Annotated in this window: 15 protein-coding genes; 12 read left to right on the top strand and 3 right to left on the bottom strand. The window is 35.1% G+C overall.

From position 1 onward, the window contains the following. The first annotated feature begins 59 nt into the window (after positions 1 to 59). From FDO66_RS14165 to FDO66_RS14140, 6 genes are all read left to right on the top strand, one after another. The gene (locus tag FDO66_RS14165; RefSeq protein ID WP_141433307.1) at positions 60 to 230 is read left to right on the top strand and encodes a YpmA family protein; all 171 of its coding nucleotides are present in this window, start codon (positions 60 to 62) and stop codon (positions 228 to 230) included. An 11-nt stretch (positions 231 to 241) separates the two neighbouring features. Then, positions 242 to 715 (top strand): cell wall elongation regulator TseB-like domain-containing protein, encoded by a 474-nt coding sequence (locus FDO66_RS14160; protein WP_141433306.1) that lies wholly within the window; start codon positions 242 to 244, stop codon positions 713 to 715. A 154-nt stretch (positions 716 to 869) separates the two neighbouring features. Next, positions 870 to 2,162 carry an asparagine--tRNA ligase gene (gene asnS, locus FDO66_RS14155; protein ID WP_141433412.1) on the top strand — a complete coding sequence of 431 codons (1,293 nt, stop codon included), beginning with the start codon at positions 870 to 872 and terminating at the stop codon, positions 2,160 to 2,162. Between the two features lie 108 nt (positions 2,163 to 2,270). After that, positions 2,271 to 2,978, top strand: a complete 708-nt coding sequence (locus FDO66_RS14150) for a DnaD domain-containing protein (RefSeq protein WP_141433305.1) — start codon at positions 2,271 to 2,273, stop codon at positions 2,976 to 2,978. 108 nt (positions 2,979 to 3,086) lie between these two features. Continuing rightward, complete coding sequence (gene nth, locus FDO66_RS14145; protein WP_141433304.1) at positions 3,087 to 3,752, top strand: endonuclease III; 666 nt, start codon at positions 3,087 to 3,089, stop codon at positions 3,750 to 3,752. Beyond that, positions 3,742 to 4,263 (top strand): YpoC family protein, encoded by a 522-nt coding sequence (locus FDO66_RS14140; protein WP_141433303.1) that lies wholly within the window; start codon positions 3,742 to 3,744, stop codon positions 4,261 to 4,263. The genes nth and FDO66_RS14140 overlap by 11 nt, the downstream gene beginning before the upstream one ends. A 35-nt stretch (positions 4,264 to 4,298) precedes the next feature. Here FDO66_RS14140 and FDO66_RS14135 read toward each other — a convergent pair whose 3' ends face one another. Both FDO66_RS14135 and recU read right to left on the bottom strand, forming a co-directional pair. Continuing rightward, on the bottom strand, positions 4,299 to 6,953 hold the full coding sequence (locus FDO66_RS14135) for a penicillin-binding protein 1A (protein WP_141433302.1): 2,655 nt from the start codon (positions 6,951 to 6,953) through the stop codon (positions 4,299 to 4,301). A gap of 45 nt (positions 6,954 to 6,998) precedes the next feature. Then, complete coding sequence (recU, locus tag FDO66_RS14130; protein ID WP_141433301.1) at positions 6,999 to 7,607, bottom strand: Holliday junction resolvase RecU; 609 nt, start codon at positions 7,605 to 7,607, stop codon at positions 6,999 to 7,001. A 649-nt stretch (positions 7,608 to 8,256) separates the two neighbouring features. On the opposite strand from recU, the gene FDO66_RS14125 reads away from it, so the two are divergent. The 5 genes from FDO66_RS14125 to FDO66_RS14105 all read left to right on the top strand — a co-directional run bounded on the left by FDO66_RS14125 (position 8,257) and on the right by FDO66_RS14105 (position 13,093). Then, positions 8,257 to 8,505: a hypothetical protein gene (locus tag FDO66_RS14125; protein ID WP_141433300.1), complete on the top strand. Its 249-nt coding sequence runs from the start codon at positions 8,257 to 8,259 to the stop codon at positions 8,503 to 8,505. Positions 8,506 to 8,587: 82 nt separating this feature from the next. Next, positions 8,588 to 8,950: a YppE family protein gene (locus tag FDO66_RS14120; RefSeq protein WP_141433299.1), complete on the top strand. Its 363-nt coding sequence runs from the start codon at positions 8,588 to 8,590 to the stop codon at positions 8,948 to 8,950. A gap of 135 nt (positions 8,951 to 9,085) precedes the next feature. Beyond that, positions 9,086 to 9,643, top strand: coding sequence for a YppG family protein (locus FDO66_RS14115; RefSeq protein ID WP_258535736.1), 558 nt, complete (start codon positions 9,086 to 9,088; stop codon positions 9,641 to 9,643). A gap of 197 nt (positions 9,644 to 9,840) precedes the next feature. Then, complete coding sequence (locus FDO66_RS14110; protein ID WP_141433298.1) at positions 9,841 to 10,698, top strand: ABC transporter permease subunit; 858 nt, start codon at positions 9,841 to 9,843, stop codon at positions 10,696 to 10,698. Continuing rightward, positions 10,691 to 13,093, top strand: a complete 2,403-nt coding sequence (locus tag FDO66_RS14105) for an ABC transporter permease subunit (protein ID WP_141433297.1) — start codon at positions 10,691 to 10,693, stop codon at positions 13,091 to 13,093. Before FDO66_RS14110 ends, FDO66_RS14105 begins: the two co-directional genes overlap by 8 nt. Positions 13,094 to 13,171: 78 nt before the next feature. On the opposite strand, the gene FDO66_RS14100 is transcribed toward FDO66_RS14105, so the two are convergent. Further along, on the bottom strand, positions 13,172 to 13,648 hold the full coding sequence (locus tag FDO66_RS14100) for an Hsp20/alpha crystallin family protein (RefSeq protein WP_141433296.1): 477 nt from the start codon (positions 13,646 to 13,648) through the stop codon (positions 13,172 to 13,174). 537 nt (positions 13,649 to 14,185) lie between these two features. Here FDO66_RS14100 and FDO66_RS14095 point away from each other — a divergent pair. Then, positions 14,186 to 14,956 carry an alpha/beta fold hydrolase gene (locus tag FDO66_RS14095; RefSeq protein ID WP_258535735.1) on the top strand — a complete coding sequence of 257 codons (771 nt, stop codon included), beginning with the start codon at positions 14,186 to 14,188 and terminating at the stop codon, positions 14,954 to 14,956. The last annotated feature ends 223 nt before the right edge of the window (positions 14,957 to 15,179 follow it).

Here is a 15,179-nt window from a genome sequence, read left to right as displayed (position 1 = left end):
TATTTTATCCTTACATTTTAATAAATATGAGTTGCAGATTTTGTATTGGAGGTATATATATGGAAAGTAAAATTGAAGTTATTTCTTCCGTCAAGCTTCAATATAGTCAGGATTTATACAAAGTGGTTGACGCGTTAAACCGTACATTAAAAGAACGAGATTTAATGTTTGGTCTTGCACTTGACAAAGAAGATCAAAAAAAAGCAATCTTTACAATTTATCGTACATAAGAGTGATATAAATGAAAAAATGGATATTCATTATTATTGGAATTATAGCTATTGGATTAGGATTGATGACAAATATTTATTTAAATGCAATGGAGCCTGTAAAAGCAGCTGAAAAAAAAGCCATACGGACGGCAAAGGAAAAGGCTTCGATAACAGAGGTCGAGGATTTTACTCTTTTTCATGAAGATAATGCGTATTCAATTGTAACGGGGAAAAATAAAAAAGGTGAAGAGGTCATCGTATGGATGCCACAAGGAAATAAAGATGTAATTATAAAAAAGGAAAAAGATGGACTAAGTAAGCAGGAAGCTGTAGATGAAGTGCTAAAGCAAGTATCACCAAAAAAGATTACCTCTGTAAAGCTTGGTATGGTGAAGAATATTCCTGTGTGGGAAGTCTACTATGAGTCAGGGAATAACCTTATGAACTACTTTTATGTGGATTTTGAATCAGGAAAAATTTTAAAAAAAATACAAAATTTATAAGAAAAAGCGGACATGCTGTAAATGGGCAGTCCGCTTTCCAATTGCTTGCTAACTAAAGGAAGCGTATAATAAATGTTAATAGATTCCATAGACCTATAGAATGTATAGGGGATACATAGCAGTAAAATGATCGTTTTTGGAGGGAACAAGTTTGATTAAATCGACTATATCGGATGTCAACAAATATGTTGGAGATGAAGTGAAAATCGGTGCATGGATTGCAAACAAACGTTCAAGCGGAAAAATTGCCTTTTTACAGCTAAGAGACGGAACAGGATTTATTCAAGGAGTTGTAGTAAAAAGTGAAGTTTCGGATGAAATTTTTAAGCTAGCCAAGTCAATCACCCAAGAATCTTCTCTTTTTGTAAAAGGAATCGTTCAAAAGGATGAAAGATCTCCATTTGGTTATGAACTACTTGTAAAAGAAATTGAACCAATACAAAACGCTGTTGATTATCCAATTACTCCAAAAGAGCATGGAACTGAATTTTTAATGGATCATCGCCATTTATGGCTGCGATCACGCCGTCAGCATGCTATTATGAAAATTCGTAATGAAATCATAAGAGCCACCTACCAATTTTTTAATGATCAAGGCTTTGTAAAGGTGGATCCTCCAATTTTAACAGGTAGTGCACCTGAAGGGACTACTGAGTTATTTGCAACGAAGTACTTTGATGAAGATGCCTATCTTTCACAAAGTGGACAACTCTATATGGAAGCAGCTGCAATGGCTTTAGGAAAGGTCTTTTCTTTTGGACCTACTTTTCGTGCAGAAAAATCAAAAACGCGTCGTCATTTAATAGAATTTTGGATGATTGAACCTGAAATGGCCTTTATTGAATTTGAAGATAACTTGAAAATTCAAGAAGAATATGTTTCCTATATTGTGCAAGCTGTTTTAAATAACTGTCATTTAGAATTAAATACACTTAATCGCGATATTAGCAAACTAGAAGCAATCAAAGTTCCATTTCCAAGAATTACTTATGATGATGCGATCAAATTTCTTCATGAAAAAGGCTTTACAGATATTGAGTGGGGAGATGATTTTGGATCCCCGCATGAAACAGCGATTGCAGAAAGTTTTAACAAACCCGTATTTATTACCCATTATCCAACGTCATTGAAGCCTTTTTATATGCAGCCTGATCCAAATCGTGAAGATGTAGTATTATGTGCTGACTTAATTGCTCCTGAAGGATATGGAGAAATTATTGGAGGATCAGAACGGATTCATGATTTCGATTTACTTCAACAAAGATTAAAGGAACATAATCTTGATCCCAAAACGTATCAATGGTATATTGAATTGCGCCAATTTGGATCTGTTCCTCATTCTGGCTTTGGTCTTGGTCTTGAAAGAACAGTAGCGTGGATTAGTGGGTCTGAGCATGTAAGAGAAACAATTCCATTCCCAAGATTATTAAATCGATTATACCCATAATAGGAAAAAAATCCGCGGTTTCGTTTAGCGGATTTTTCATTATTTAATTATTATCCGCTCCTTACGTCCATTAAAGCTTCATGATATACTAAAAAGGAGGTGTCCTTCATGAACAAATCAGTATGGATAAAATGGCTGCAGGAAGGAAGTATGTCTATCCCTGTAGCATTGTTAACACAATACCGCCAATTAAAATTAAGTGAAAAAGAATTTGTATTACTTTTACAAGTGCGTTTATTTATTGAAAAAGGTAATGATTTTCCTACTCCTACAGAATTATCTTCCTGCATGACGATTGAAGTTTCTGAATGTATAGAAATACTTAGATCATTGATCCAAAGAGGCTTTATTGAAATTAAAGATGGGAATAATCCTGATGGAATAAGATATGAAAGATATTCATTAGAACCTTTATGGGAAAAATTATTTCATTTAATGGTGATGCAAGAAAAGCAAAGTGAAAAATCTTTATTAAAACAAGAGGAAACGGACTTATATACTTGTTTTGAAAAAGAATTCGGTCGCCCTTTATCACCCTTTGAATGCGAAACACTTGCAATGTGGATGGATGATGATCGGCATGATCCAATCATCATTAAGGCAGCCTTGCGTGAAGCTGTCATATCTGGAAAATTAAACTTTCGATATATTGATCGAATCCTATTTGAATGGAAAAAGAACGGGATAAGAACGATCGAGCAAGCCAAAAGCTATGGCAGAAAGTTTCGCCAGAATCATTCACTGTTAAAGACTAAACCTGATTCCTCGAATCATCAATCTAATTCAGTTCCATTTTATAATTGGCTAGAGCAATGATGGTTGATGGATCTTTTACTAGATTTCCTACAATAATAACGGGTAAAGGAGAGCAGGGCGCTCTCTTTTTTTCTGGAAAAAAATTTTTAAATGTTGAGTGGTGAAAATATGTTAAATAAAAAGGAAATAAGATTTTGTTTGGATGAAATGGGGAGAATGTTCCCAGATGCTCATTGTGAGCTTGTTCATTCCAACCCATTTGAGCTTGTAATTGCTGTCGCACTCTCAGCTCAATGCACTGACGCACTCGTAAATAAAGTAACAAAAGAGCTTTTTAAAAAATATAAAAAACCAGAAGATTATTTAAGGGTTGAATTAGAAGAGCTGCAGCAGGATATTCGATCAATTGGACTATTTCGAAATAAAGCAAAAAATATACAAAAGCTTTGTAAAATGTTAATTGAAGAGTACGATGGAATCGTTCCAGAGGATCGTGATGAGCTAACGAAGCTTCCTGGAGTTGGACGAAAAACAGCCAACGTAGTAGCTTCAGTTGCATTTGGCATGCCAGCTATTGCTGTTGATACTCATGTAGAAAGGGTAAGTAAGAGATTGGCCTTTTGTAAGTGGAAGGATTCTGTGCTAGAAGTGGAGAAAACGTTAATGAAGAAAATTCCAATGGAAGAGTGGTCCGTCACTCACCACCGATTAATCTTTTTTGGACGATACCATTGTAAAGCTCAAAATCCACAATGTGAATCGTGTCCACTTTTAGAAGTATGCCGTGAAGGGAAAAAAAGAATGAAAGGAAGCATGAAGAAAGATGTTAGCTGATAAACAAATGGTTATACCTGATCAGCTCAGACACTCATTTTTTTTTCAAGAAAACGAAATGATATGGAAAGATGAGTACAACAATAACTTTCAAATTGATTTTCTATTCCTTTATGAAGCCGCCCACTATTCACATATACCAGCTTTTAGGCCATGGGAAAGTATTGAACAATCTATTCCCACTCTCTTGAATAAATGGAAGATAGTAAAGGAAGAGCTGGAAGAAATATTTAAAAAGAGAGAAAAGAAAAAGGCATATGGTCTAATGAAAATAGGGATTAGTCTTTTAATTGAACTTATTTTTTGGACGAATGAATTGCCAGTACAATTACGTTCGATGAACGATATTGAAAAAATGAAAATACATCCTGTTAATATAAATGAAAGACTAGAATTTCTTTTAAAGCAGCCAGCGATTTTTCCATCCTTTATTCAGCTGAAGGAACTCATCAATGAAATGGAAAAGCTCTATGCAAAAAAAATGGCAATAAAAAAAGCGTCTAAGCGATAGCTTAGACGCTTTTTAACATGTAATAATATCAAATATTATGTTCCATTTGTTTGCCCAGTTCCATCTGTGTTTGGAGGAGCTGGAACAGCTGGAATCGTAGGTGTGTTTCCGTTATTTTGATTTTCGTCAGTATTTCCATTATTATTCGTATTTGGAGCAGGAGTATTGCTATTTGTATTGCTGTTATTGCCTTGATCGTTGCTGCTAGGGTTATTGCCGTTTTCATTTTGATTCCCATTATTTTGGTTATTGTTGTCATCAGACTGATTTTCATCGCTCTTATCATCTGTGTTAAATTCATTATCATTGTTTTGATCAGGTATTTTTACAGATCCCGTTGACGCGTCACTTTTCTGATCGCCCTTAACAGCCGTTACTTTAAATGTATAGGTACTTCCAGAGGTGGCACCTGCTATTTTAAGGTTTGTTTCACTAGTTGTCGTAATCGTTTCCTCATTCCCACCATCTTTTGAAAAGGTTACATTAAACTGGACATCCTTTTGATTTTGATTATAACTCCATGATAAATTAATCCCATTTGCCATTTCATCGTATACAGCTGATACATTTGATGGAGCTTCAAGCTTATCATATTTTTGAGAAACTTGACTAGGAAGGTTTCCTTTTACTGCATATTCATATACAACTTGATTATCAGGTGTGAATTTTCCTGCCAGCTGTGCTGGCATCGTTCCCTTTTCAATCGCTACCTTTTCTACACTTTTAGGAACGGTAAAGTCTGCTGTGTGAGTACCTTTAGAAACCTGTTGCATAACATTTTTAAATATTTGCTGTGCTATTCTCTGATTACTTCCTTTTGAAACATAATTTTTACGATCTTTATATCCGGTCCAAACTGCGGCTGTGTAATTTGTCGTGTAGCCTGCAAACCAAGCATCAGGTACTGCATCTCTTGGGATTTTATATTTTGATTTTTCTTCATTTGTATAATTTGTTGTCCCTGTTTTCCCAGCAAGCGGAAGACCTGGTACATTTGCAGTGCGCCCAGTTCCGGTTGAACTGTTCACAACACTTTTTAGCATATCTGTAATCAGGAACGCTGTATAATCCTTCATTACAACCTTTGATTCGGGCTCTAAATTGATTTTCGTCCCATCACGCAGCTCTAACGATTTAACAGCGTGGGGAGTGGTATAAATTCCTTCATTACCAAAAGCACTGTAGGCACCAGCCATTTGAAGGGTGGTAACCCCATTTTTTAATCCACCAATCGCATACGCTTCAACAATATCATTTAAAGGAATTCCTAATTGTACAGCGAAATCCTTCGCTTGATCTAATCCTGAAGAATCTTCTACAGCTTGAAGAGCCTGCAGTGCTGGAATATTTCGTGATTGAGCTAATGCCTCACGCATCGTCATTGGTCCCAAATGCTTGTTATCCCAGTTGTTAATTGGAGTCCCGTTCTTATAGGTATAAGGTTTATCATCTAGTGTATGATACGTACCCCATTTTAAATATTCAATCGCTGGACCATAATCTAAAATTGGCTTGATTGTGGATCCTGGCTGACGAGTGTGTTCTGTTGCATAGTTAAATTCAAATTTGCCATTCGGATTGCGATCACCGCCAATTGCTCTTATTTCTCCCGTTTTGGTATCTAAAAGGGTAATTCCTGCTTGGAATTGCTCATCTGGAAATTGAATGATTTCATTTCCATACATGATTTGATCGACATAATCCTGTGCAGTGGTGTCTATGGTTGTATATATTTTTAATCCATCCGTAAAGGGATTAATGTCAGGATACTTTTCCTTAAGCTCCTTTGTTACTTCTCCAATAAAATTATCATAAGGGAGGTCATCTTTTTCACGGTCTTCCTCCTTTCTAAGAGAAGCTGTAACGGGAACTTTTTTTGCTTCTTCCATTTCTTGTTGTGTAATATACCCATGCTGATGCATTAATGACAGGACAATATTTCTTCTTTTTTCTGCTCTGTCAGGATTTGTGAAAGGGTTATAATTATTTGGACTTTGCGGCATGCCTGCAAGCATAGCAGCTTCAGGTAATGTTAGGTCCTTTAACGGTTTTCCAAAATATACATCAGAAGCGGTAGCAATCCCACTTATTTGACCGCCCATAAAGATTTTATTGACATACATTTCAAAGATTTCATTCTTTGAATATTTTCGCTCAAGCTGCACAGCGAGCCAAGCTTCCTGAGCCTTCCTAGATAATGTTTTATCAAATGGCAAGAAGTAGTTTTTGACGACCTGCTGTGTAATCGTACTTCCGCCTTCAGCTCCATATCCATCCTTAAAGTTTGCTATCACAGCTCCGCCAAGCCGGATTGGATCAACACCATGATGCTTATAAAAGCGAGAATCCTCTGTAGCAATTACTGCATTTTTGACTAAATCAGGAATATCCTTATATTCCACATATTCTCGTTTGACAGAACCAATTCTAGTCACGAATTTTCCATCTTTATCATAGATTTCCGAGGAAATCGGATCCTTAAGTGCTTTATCATTTAATTTTGGCGCATCTTTTACCATCATAGCAAATGTGACAACGCCAGAAATCATTCCAATTAATCCAAGTGCCAACAAGATCAGAAACAATCGTTTAAAGAAGCCTTTGCGTTTCTTTTTGCCTTTTTTACTGCTTTGCTTAGCAGCTTCAAGCTGTCTGCGGCGCTCCTCTCTTGTCTGATACTTATCTGCCATAGCTTTTTCCTTCCTTTCTGCCTTTTAAAACACAAACCTTTTCGTTTAATGGAGCTTATATATTTCGTCTATTATTTTAATATAGTCAATTCTCGGCTGAAAACCAAGTGATATGGCATGCCCATTTTCATGGATCTCTTGCTTCGTAATTGATTTTCTTCCACCTTTCACCATTCTATCCCAATAAGATACAATGTAGCTTGCATCGAGAAAATATATTTCCTCTGTTGCAGAAAATCGTACAATGACAAAGCAAATGCCGTTTTGAGAAATTACCTGCTTCATATGCTGTACTTGATGAGCGTGAAAGTTTTTTAAAGGAAGCGAAGTAAGGAATTTTGTTTCCTTTGCTTCAAAATCAATATATCTCCCTTTGTATACACCATTAAAATCTGTTGTGGAAGCTTGTTTAAAATAAGCTTCTTTAATGACGGCTGCACTTCTTTTAGGGTAATCGACTTTTACAATTTGAATGGGCGTTGGTTTTTTATGAATAACGGCTATTTCTTGTTCAAGATAAAATTGGTTTGATTCATTAATATCTTCTTCAAGCGTCATTCCACGATTTCCATACATCCATTTCTTTTCTTTTTTTGGCTTCCCTTCTTTTTGAGCAGGATTATAGCGTTTCCCGTTTGGATAATGAAAGCTCATTGTAGTCACCTCACGAACTACTCCTAATCATACCAAATGTCATTAACTTTTTGGGGGATAAATTTTTTCAAAGAAAAACCTATTTCATTTATTGCTCTACTACTATTCGACGAAATTCTATGGATTCTTGTTTCATTTTTAAAAAAATATTAAATTTTACCAATGAAAAATAGGAAGAAAGTATTTGAGGATTAGCATACGGGAAAATAAGAAAAAAGCAAGGAAGTTGAAATCCTTGCTTTTTCAAGTTGGAATTTGAAATTCTATATGATTTGCTTTTTTATGTAGACGGACGGTTTTCACCTTGAAGTTTTTTGTCTCCAAAACCAGTTTTTGTATTTTCGTTATTTCTCGGTTGTGTTTTGTTTTGTTGTTCCTTTTTTTTCATTTATCTCACCTCCAAAGGATAGTATGGACCTTTTCTTATCTTTTATTCATATAGATTTTTGTCGAAAGAACTAGGTGAAATCGAAAAAATCTTGTTTCTTTGACGAATTGCTTCTAGTTTTGTCAAGGTGGAAGGAGGTTTTTTTAAAAGAGCGAATCATTTTATTAAGCTGTAATTCATGACATTTGGGTTTTCTGCTCGTAAACGTAGGGATCAATGGTGTATGACCTAAGTCCTTTATATGAATAGGAGGAATCTGAAATGGGAAAATCCATTCAAAAAGAAGAGTTGCTCACGATGCTAACGGATCTGAGTTGCGAGTTAGAGAAAATCGAATCAATGATTCAAAGAAATGTTATCCATTTCAAAAAGGATTTAAATGATCAACAGATAGAGTTACTTTCAAGCTGTCGCCAAAAAATGAGAGTTTTAGAATCAGAGCTTGTTGGATCTCATAATGAAATAATTACTGAATCAAGAGAGATGAAGCTCGAATTTGGACATTTATGAAAATATAGATATACTTTTAGAGAAGGTGCCCAGCATTTTGGCACCTTCTTCTTTTCTTTAGTTGTTGATGGAGTTGATCAAAATGAAAAAGGATTTATTAGAACTAACAAAGGAATTAATGACTTATTCAATTGAAGTCATGCACACTTTTGAAAACGTAAAAGCATCTGGACAGGCAGCGGATTTTTTTACGGTGGTTAAACCTTTCGCTGATAAAGTCAAGCTTGTGAATGATAAATGGAAAGAGAAGGTTTATATTTGGATAAATAAGGATAATCCTAAGCATATTCATATGGAACAGATTGAGTCAACATATAATCATATGGAATTAATCTCTATCCAAGCCTTCTTTCCAGAAACAAGTCGTACAAGATTTATAAACTATGTAAAGTCGGTCCAGTTCATTTTAGAAACGATTATACTGGATCTGAAAAGGAGCGAATAAAACAATATATCTTGCTAAACTGTCAATACAGGATGCACACAGTTTAGTAGGATGATTTGTATATTTAATATTAGCACCAATTGGGCGCCTGATTCATATTTTGTAGTAGTGAACCATTGAAGGAGATGATTGTTTATGTTTGGGCGTAAAAGAATGTTTTCCAGTCGTCCTGAACAATTTTCTTATCGAAATCAATATAGGCCTCAAATTAATAATTACAGCAATTATTATCCATATCATTTTCGTGAACAACCATACCCTGGAATGGGGGGGATGTCATATTGGAGTTATCAAGGGCAAATACCCTATTCCCCTTATCTACAAAAGGAGCCATTTCCACAGCAAAGTATTTATCAAACACCCTATCAATATCCTCAAAATGTAAATCAATATGCATTTCAAAGCAACCAGCATTCTGTTTTTCACAACCCTTTGCAGCCAAAGGAAGAACCCATTCAAAATAAATATCAACAGGAGCCAGTAGGAGGAGGGTATCCTTATATGAATCCTTATCCTAAACCATCCTTTTTGCCAAAGCAGCCATCGGGTATGCAATCGATCATGAATTCCTTTAAAACACAGGAAGGATCATTTGATTTTAATAAAGTAATGGATACAGCTGGAATGATGATGAACGCTGTTAATCAGGTTTCGGGATTAGTAAAAGGTTTTGGAGGTTTTTTTAAAGCATAGCATTAGTAGGTGAAATTCTATTGATTTTTGACTCATTTAGCATGATTTTTCATGAAATGCAGGAGGCAAACTAGCTTCTTCCTGCTTTTTTTTATTTCGAAAATTAAAATAATTTAATGAAAGTTATTGACAATCTATGTATGAAAATGGAAAAATAATCGTAAATGTGTGACTCCGAGTCAGCGAAGGAGATTGTTATGTTAAGACATATCGAACACTTTATTTTGGTCATCCTGTTAATTCTTTTCTTAGCAGCTTTACCTACGATTATTAATGTAAACAATCAATCAATTGATTGGAATTTCGAGTTGCTGCCGAAAGTTTATCAATCCTTTTTTTCTGAATTAAGCAAAGGTAGTTTAGGGACGTACCAGTTAGGCTCACAGACCCGTATGATTTCAGAGGATATCGGAAATAATTTTTGGATGAGCTTAAAAATTGTTATCGTAGGAGTCATTACGTCTATCATTGTTAGCTTACTATTTGGGCTTTTTATTAGTAGATTTTGGTTTACAAGAATATTTAATTTACTATTAAATATTTTATCTGCTATTCCAGATTTTATCTTAATTGTTTTTTCAATGGTGCTTGCGATCCTATTTTATAAAGTAACAGGGATTAGAATCATCTCTTTTAGACCAGACGCAGGCCCATTGAATACATGGTTCCCAACCTTATTAATTGGAATTTCTCCGACACTCTACTTATTTAAAAACATTTCAGTTAAATATTACCAATCGAGTAGTGAGGATTATGTTAGAACTGGTGTATCTAAAGGATTATCGACTCATTATCTAAATACTCAACATATCTATTTAAATATTGAACCTTTTATCCTATCAGAATTAAAAAAAGTGATTTCCATAGCAATTGGAAATTTATTCATTGTTGAATACATAATGAATGTCTCTGGAATTACGAAATTTATTTTTCAAAGCAATGAAATTCAACCGATTGCCATAGGTTTATTTTTAATTCTGGCCATCTCAATAATTGTCTTTTTTTCAGTAAGATTATTACTCTATGTATTTAAAAGAGGTTTTATCCATGAATAAGCTAAGACGCTTTAATTACTCTTTGATTTTGGGTGTTTTTTTTGTAACGGTAATGCTTTTTTTTGCAAGCTTTGGATCATTTCTCGCTCCTCATTCGATAACAGAAACACTAGAGCCACATTATCATAAAGGAACAATGCTTGCACCACCATTGGAGCCATTTAAAAATCAAAACTATCCATTTGGTACAGACAGATGGGGGTACGATTTATTTTCCATGATTCTTAATGGCTTGAAGTATACTGTTTTTATCTCTCTAGCAGTTACGATCATAAAAATGTTGATTGGTTCTATAGCTGGATTATACATAGGGATTTGGAAAAAAACTCCTGGGTGGATGATCGCATTTGAGAATGCTTGGAGCTATATCCCATTATTTTTAATTTTGTACTTTTTTTTAAATCCTATTAGTTTTAATAGTCCCCTTTCAACAGCTACTTTGGTTGGCTATTTTATTTTAATAGCTTCTATGGTTAGTATTCCAAGCATTATTTCGTCTGTTCGCCAGAAATCTTCTCAATTATATTCATCGATGTATGTAGAATCTGCTAAAGCGTTAGGAGCTAGTAAACATCGAATCATTTGGAAGCATATTTTTCCACAAATAAAAGAATCCTTGCTTATTATGTTTGTTTTAGAAATTGTATATGTCATGACCATGATGGGGCAGCTGGCGTTGATCAATATTTTTATCGGCGGTACGAGGATGGTGTATGATCCTATTCTTTACCACTCCATAACGAATGAGCTGGCAGGTCTTGTTGGACAAGCGCGCCAAAATATTTATGGGAATACGTATATATTAATGATTCCATTAACCATTTTGCTTTTTACTACAGTCTCTTTCACATTATTAGCCAATGGGTTAAAAAATCGATTTCAATCAAATTATCAACGAACGCCATGGATCAAAACAGGACAAGATCCTCATATTAAGCCAATACGGAAAAAATTTGGAGATCAAAGAAAATGGTGGAAATTAACGGGGGGAAAGTGGGGACTCCTTCTTCTATTGATTTCTTTTATCTCAGCAGGATCCTATGTTGTAGCGGCTAAGGATTCGAATATAGGTGTAAAAAATGGCAGCTTAGCGAACTATAATCTCCAATTAAATATGACTAAAAATGGAACATTTAATGTTGTCGCAGCTATAGAAGTCAAAAACAAATCAGACAACAATTGGAATGATCTTGAATTTTACTTTATTCCAAATGTTTTTAAGAAAGGTCATCATTTAGATGGTGTCGAAGGCTTTTCAACCGTTGACATAAAACAAGTGAAATGGAACGGGAAGAACGTACCTTATTCACTAAAAAAGGATACATTTAAAATTTCTTTAGCAAACCAATTGGAAAAAGGAAAAAAAGGTTCTGTAAAAATAACTTATTCGTTTACAGTACCGGAGGAAGGAAGCCGATTTTCAAAGATAGATGAAAATTACTATTTAGCTCAATGGTACCCTATGCTTGCAACCTACCAACAACATCATTGGAATAAGGAAGACTATCTTGATGGGCTTGAAACGTACCATACTGATTTCTCAAATTTTCATGTGTCTTATAAATTGCCAAAAGGCTATTCTTTTATATCTTCCGCAGATCAGGATCCTTCTATGAAAAGGAATGAAGGGACTGTAACATTAAAAAATGTTCGTGAATTTTTTATTGCAGCTGTTAAAGATATGAATGTATATGAAAAGGAAGCAAGGAATGGTGTTACGGTTAGACTCTTTACAAAAAATGACCATAATAAAGACCCTAAAGCTGCATTAAATTTGGCAGTTAACGCTTTATCCTTTTATCAAGAAAAAATTGGAGAATACCCTCTAAGGCAATTTGATATCATCATGGATAAAGGTGAGTTTATGGAATATCCTGGTATTGTAACGATAGATCCATATATAAAAGACGAAAGATTTTATCAAGAATCTATTGTTCATGAAACTGCACATCAATATTTTTATGGAGTTGTTTCCAATGATCCATATCATGAAGCATGGCTTGATGAAGGAATGACCGAATTTGCAACGGATATGTATTATTATGTCGCTAAAAATCAATTGGAAGATCAAGCTTTTGGGATGTCCATATATCGAATGGAAAAAATCAAACAAAGAGGTTTGTACAATCAAGCTTCGAATGTAAGTTTAAACAAAAATAAGGATGTTGGATATATTTATGGCCAGCCTGCACTCGCTCTTTTTAAAATGATTAATGAACGATACCAATTAAAAGGGAGCAATGTTAAGGATGTAGGTATGCAATATTTATCAGACTATTATAATGAATTCAAATATAAGGAAGTCAATACGAGTGAGTTTATTCGATTTACAAAGAATTATTTTCAAGTCCCAACTGCTTATTTTGAGGAATGGCTCGATGTAGATAAAAAGTAATAAGGAAGGAAGTATCCCAAAGTGCCTAGCCCATACTATTTCAAATAAAAGGTACTTGGCACTTTTTATTAGGGGCAATTAGTCAATATTAATCTTTTTTCCGATGCCTTTTTGGATAAGGATGCTTAATAATCCATCTTCATAGGATGCTTTTACCTTTTTCTCGTCAATAGGCTGATGGAAGGTGATCGTTCTGCTTGATTGCTGGATCGGCTGTTGTCTTTTATAAATGTGCCTTTTATCATCTTCTTCTGCTAATATAGAATGATTTTTTACTGAAATCTTCATACGGTTTTCAAAAATATCGATATGAATTTGTTCTTTTTTTATACCTGGGAGTTCTGCTAAAACGATATACTCTTGATCTGTCTCTTTCATCTCAACGTGAAATGAAGAAGAAGGAAAAGGAAAAGGGTTGTTAAAAAACTCATCAATACTTTGTAAAAAGCCTTTGACGGGTTTTTCTTGAAAAAAATGATTCATTGATTTAAAAAAATCATTAAAAGGTTCCTGTTTCTCTTTTTTATTCGGTTCCTCAGGTGATTTAGAAGACATGCCATTTATCTCTCCTCTAACAGCTTAATCAGTCTATTTTATGCAAGAGACTTAAAGCTGTTCATATCTTTATGTTTTTAATTGTATTGGAAATTATTAAATAGTTGTCTGGGATAACTTTTATCGTAATGTATCGACGTCCAGCTCCGACGTACAGGACGTACTAGTGCCGATGTTGCCACAGGATGTGGCGTTCTTAATCGGCCAGCGCCCAGCGACTAGTGTCCACCCCACTCCTCCCTACGATAAGTCAACATCGAATCGCTTTCGCTCTTCGTGTTTCCTTTTTCACGTTTTAACGGGCAGTAAGATATAACCTAAAAAAATGTACAGTGGATAAAAAACTGCCCGTAAAAACCTGATCGGCTCAACTAACCATCAGGGAAAGAACACCCTGATGGAAGGTTCGCCTTATCTCAGTCGAAGCGGGGCCCAGTCCATACGTCGCTAAACGGGCGCTTCCGCTTTTGTTCTTGGAGTAGTACGCTTGTTCGTTTATAATGAATGTTAGAGGTATTTGAAAAAGGAGTGTTGATAATGGATGTAAACCTTCACTATCATGAATTTGGAAAAGGTGAGACAATTGTTCTTTTGCATGGCTTTTGTGGGAGTACTGATTACTGGAAGGAACTTGTTCCTTACTTTCAAGAAAAGTTTCACATAATAACCATTGATTTAAGAGGTCATGGACAATCAGATATTCCGTCTGCCCCCTTTTTAATTGAAGATATGGCAGAGGATGTGTATTCCTTTTTAGTACATAAAGGCATCAATCAAGTGTATTTATTCGGACATTCCCTTGGCGGCTATGTCACTTTAGCATTTGCAGAAAAGTATCCAGAAAAGCTTAAGGGTTATGGATTAATTCATTCAACTGCTTATCCTGATACAAAGGAAGGAAAGGAAGGACGTTCAAAGGCGATTGAAAAAATAGCAGCAGAAGGGATTCATAGTTTTATAGATGGATTAATTCCTAAATTATTTGATGACGAATCGTTAGAAAAAATGCCAGAAGTAGTGCAAGAGATGAAAGAAATTGGCTATGCAACGAGTCCTTTAGGAGCTGCGGATACGTTAAAAGCAATGCGGGAACGGAAAGATCGGAACGATGTACTTGCCAACGAAAATATACCTGTTTTAATCGTTAAAGGTGAAAAAGACAAGGTTGTTCCAGCTGATAGGGTAAACTCTGTATCTGGTAGTCATATTAGTGAACAAACGATCAAAATGGCGGGACATATGAGTATGCTGGAGGCACCCAAAGAATTAAAAGAAGTAATAGAAAGCTTTATATCCAAGCATTGTTAAAGGGTAGGCGGCGATAACAGTTGAACCGTACTGTTACGTCGCCCATTTTTAATATAGGCTCTGTGAAACGATAATGATGATTTTGGAAGTAAATTTGCGAGACTCCTGCGGAAAAACGGGCTGGAAAGACCCCGCAGTGAGGGACAGAGGCCACTGAAAAAGTCCAATTTTTTATTAGGCAGTTGAAAGTTTGATTTAATCGAACTTTCAACTGCCTTTTTGT

The organism is Bacillus sp. 03113 (genome assembly GCF_006546985.1).
In the GTDB taxonomy this organism is placed as follows: Bacteria; Bacillota; Bacilli; order Bacillales; family Cytobacillaceae; genus VATK01.
The sequence above is the reverse complement of the archived record's forward strand: the minus strand, read 5'-3'. Positions and strand labels throughout refer to the sequence as shown.

What these genes read in the sequence shown, in the direction of transcription:
- FDO66_RS14165 (WP_141433307.1), top strand. Translation starts at nt 60, where the DNA reads ATGGAAAGTAAAATTGAAGTTATTTCTTCCGTCAAGCTTCAATATAGT.
- FDO66_RS14160 (WP_141433306.1), top strand. Translation starts at nt 242, where the DNA reads ATGAAAAAATGGATATTCATTATTATTGGAATTATAGCTATTGGATTA.
- FDO66_RS14150 (WP_141433305.1), top strand. Translation starts at nt 2,271, where the DNA reads ATGAACAAATCAGTATGGATAAAATGGCTGCAGGAAGGAAGTATGTCT.
- nth (WP_141433304.1), top strand. Translation starts at nt 3,087, where the DNA reads ATGTTAAATAAAAAGGAAATAAGATTTTGTTTGGATGAAATGGGGAGA.
- FDO66_RS14140 (WP_141433303.1), top strand. Translation starts at nt 3,742, where the DNA reads ATGTTAGCTGATAAACAAATGGTTATACCTGATCAGCTCAGACACTCA.
- FDO66_RS14135 (WP_141433302.1), bottom strand. Translation starts at nt 6,953, where the DNA reads ATGGCAGATAAGTATCAGACAAGAGAGGAGCGCCGCAGACAGCTTGAA.
- recU (WP_141433301.1), bottom strand. Translation starts at nt 7,607, where the DNA reads ATGAGCTTTCATTATCCAAACGGGAAACGCTATAATCCTGCTCAAAAA.
- FDO66_RS14125 (WP_141433300.1), top strand. Translation starts at nt 8,257, where the DNA reads ATGGGAAAATCCATTCAAAAAGAAGAGTTGCTCACGATGCTAACGGAT.
- FDO66_RS14120 (WP_141433299.1), top strand. Translation starts at nt 8,588, where the DNA reads ATGAAAAAGGATTTATTAGAACTAACAAAGGAATTAATGACTTATTCA.
- FDO66_RS14115 (WP_258535736.1), top strand. Translation starts at nt 9,086, where the DNA reads ATGTTTGGGCGTAAAAGAATGTTTTCCAGTCGTCCTGAACAATTTTCT.
- FDO66_RS14110 (WP_141433298.1), top strand. Translation starts at nt 9,841, where the DNA reads ATGTTAAGACATATCGAACACTTTATTTTGGTCATCCTGTTAATTCTT.
- FDO66_RS14105 (WP_141433297.1), top strand. Translation starts at nt 10,691, where the DNA reads ATGAATAAGCTAAGACGCTTTAATTACTCTTTGATTTTGGGTGTTTTT.
- FDO66_RS14100 (WP_141433296.1), bottom strand. Translation starts at nt 13,648, where the DNA reads ATGTCTTCTAAATCACCTGAGGAACCGAATAAAAAAGAGAAACAGGAA.
- FDO66_RS14095 (WP_258535735.1), top strand. Translation starts at nt 14,186, where the DNA reads ATGGATGTAAACCTTCACTATCATGAATTTGGAAAAGGTGAGACAATT.